This is a genomic window from Candidatus Contendobacter odensis Run_B_J11, assembly GCF_000531125.1.
In the GTDB taxonomy this organism is placed as follows: Bacteria; Pseudomonadota; Gammaproteobacteria; order Competibacterales; family Competibacteraceae; genus Contendibacter; species Contendibacter odensensis.
On record NZ_CBTK010000217.1, the window covers coordinates 1 to 2,790 of the forward strand.

Annotated in this window: 3 protein-coding genes; 2 read left to right on the top strand and 1 reads right to left on the bottom strand. The window is 56.9% G+C overall.

The window, feature by feature from the left end:
* Window positions 1-27: 27 nt before the first annotated feature.
* Window positions 28-489 carry a transposase gene (locus BN874_RS23705; protein WP_081756375.1) on the bottom strand — a complete coding sequence of 154 codons (462 nt, stop codon included), beginning with the start codon at window positions 487-489 and terminating at the stop codon, window positions 28-30.
* 257 nt (window positions 490-746) lie between these two features.
* Between BN874_RS23705 and BN874_RS12770 the strand changes: the two genes are divergently transcribed.
* Complete coding sequence (locus BN874_RS12770; protein WP_034433995.1) at window positions 747-1,925, top strand: DesA family fatty acid desaturase; 1,179 nt, start codon at window positions 747-749, stop codon at window positions 1,923-1,925.
* A gap of 306 nt (window positions 1,926-2,231) precedes the next feature.
* Entirely contained in the window at window positions 2,232-2,666 is a 435-nt protein-coding gene (locus tag BN874_RS12775; RefSeq protein WP_034433999.1) for an OsmC family protein, read from the top strand.
* Window positions 2,667-2,790: the final 124 nt, after the last annotated feature.

A 2,790-nucleotide genomic window follows, 5' to 3' on the forward strand; every position in this document is an offset into this window, starting at 1 on the left:
AGACACTTAATTTAGGAGTTGGTTCATTCACAACGTATAGATAACTATTGGTAAGACTATAATAGGTCGTTTTCGACCCTTAATCTTCTTGTTTCCATCAAACCCCGATTCAAGGGTGGATTCTGGAGTTCCTTTAACCGTTTGGCTATCGATGATTCCAGCACTAGGATTCTCAGTTCGACCGCTTCCTTTTCGTACTTTTTGGCGGATTGCGGTATTCATCTTTTCCCAGACTTTCTGGCGAAGCCATTTTTGATAATAGTCACTCACCCGATGATAGGAAGGAAAATCTGTGGGAAGATATCGCCACGGACAACCCGTTTTATTAAGATAATAAATAGCATTGAGTATCTCACGAAGATCAACTTTTCGTGGCCGACCTGTCGTATAAAGATCCACCTCATTTAAAATAGCTTCCACGACCTCCCATTCTTCGTCTGTGAGATCACTAGGGTATCTTTTAAAAGGAATCTCTTTTGTCCAAGTCATATCTCACCTCGAATAGAAATTATAAAATTCAAATAATGGCTTAATTTTACCAAATTAAACCATTAAAAATCAATTAGTTAGTTTTTATACAGCTTCTTAGAAGCGCTGAGGCGCAGAAAAGCAGGCGGCATCCCACCATAGGTGTTGCGGCAGAGGGTTTGATCCGTTGTAACTACTATGTCTTTATGTGCGACACCGAACAGACCGCGTTGGATTTTAAAACCAAGCTAGGTGCGTCATAATTGTGGAGTCCGATGATGCCATGGGGCCTGATTGATCTTTCCTGGTGGGCGTATGGGCTGGTGATCCTGGGTTTGACCCATGTGACCCTCACAGCGGTCACGATCTTCCTGCACCGGCATCAGGCGCACCGCGCGCTGGAACTGCATCCGGTCGCCAGCCATTTTTTCCGCTTTTGGCTCTGGCTCACCACGGGATTGGTCACTCGGGAATGGGTAGCGGTCCATCGCAAGCATCACGCCCAGTGCGAAACCCGGGAAGACCCGCACAGCCCGCAGATCTACGGGATCAACACCGTCTTGTTTGAGGGCGTCGAACTGTATCGCCGGGAAGCCAGAAAGACCGCCACGCTGGAGAGATACGGTCACGGTACGCCCGACGACGGACTCGAACGCCACCTCTACGCCAAGCACAGCGGGTTCGGTATCGGCCTCATGTTGATCATCGATCTGATCCTGTTGGGTCCGATTGGACTCACCCTCTGGGCGGTGCAGATGCTGTGGATTCCGTTCTTCGCAGCGGGGGTGATCAACGGCATCGGCCACTACTGGGGCTACCGCAATTTCGCGCCGAACGACACCTCCAAAAATATCGTGCCGTGGGGCCTTCTCATCTGTGGCGAGGAACTGCACAACAACCATCATGCCTACGCCACCTCCGCCAAGCTGTCCAGCCAGTGGTGGGAATTCGACCTTGGCTGGCTGTACATCCGTATTCTGGAGACGCTGGGCCTGGCCAAGGTGCGCCGGGTAGCGCCCCCCCTCCATTTCGACCCGACCAAGCAGCGCTGCGATGCCGGAACCTTGCAGGCGATCCTCACCCATCGCTACCAGGTGCTAGCCACGTTCGCCCACGGCCTGAAGCAAACCGCCCTGGAGGAAATCCGCACGTTGCAAGCCCGCGCCACGCTCGAGATGCGCGAGTCCAGGGCGCTGCACGTGATCCAGCAGGGACTGCAACGGGATGCGGAAAATCTGCCGGAGCCGGAGCGCATCGCCCTGGAACGGGCGCTCCATGCCAGTCCGGTGCTGCGCAGGCTCTACGCGATGCGCCAGGAACTGGCCGCCCTGTGGAGCCGATCCACCGCCTCGAAGGAGCAGTTGGTCCACCAGTTGGAAGACTGGTGCCAGCGCGCCGAGGAGAGCGGCATCCTCGCGCTGCAAGAATTTTCCCGAAAGCTGCGCGGCTACGATTGACGGTCTGGGCCAATCACGAGTCATGACAGGGATCACGAAGCCATACGCAGAACGCGGGCGCAGGGCGTCGGAGAGGCTCCCGATGCCAGCGCCATTGCCGAAGCCACCCTCAACATCGGGCGCCAGGCCGCCACTCGGCTCACTCCAGTGATCGGAGTTCGCGGTGTCGATGCCCTGTTCAGCCGTTCGCTGCACGTCACGAGCAAGATATTCCCCGGGCGGGCCATGGCGGAAAAGGGCCACGGCCGAAGTGACGGCGGCAAAATGCGTTACACCCTCAACCCGCACCAAAACAGGAGACCCACCATGATCGAAAAGACCGCCAGCGTACACTGGGAAGGCCAAGGCAAACAGGGCCAGGGCACGATCAGCACTGACACCGGTGCGCTGAAGGCCTACCCCTATGGCTTCGCGAGCCGCTTCGAGGACGACCGGCGCGCCACTAACCCCGAGGAGATTCTGGGTGCAGCCCACGCCGCGTGTTTCACGATGGTGTTTTCGTTCGCTTGCGACAAGGCCGGGCTGGCAACCACCGCCATCGACACCCAGGCCAGCGTGCGCCTGTCCAAGCAGGGCGAAGGCTTTGTCATCGACCGCATCGCACTGACCCTGAAGGCCACGGTGCCGGGCATCGACGACGCGAAGTTCCAGGAGATCGCGGCGGCGGCGAAGCGCGACTGCCCGTTGTCGAAGGCGCTTGCCAGCGTTCCAGAGATCACGCTGCAGGCCACGCTGCGATAACGCACCCAAGGCTGAAATAGGGGTTTAGGGCGCAACGGATACGGCTGGCGAATTCAATAGGAGGAATCTCATTGCTGAGGCGGTATTCCTCGACCCGGATCGCGTAGCGTTCGAACCACTCCGG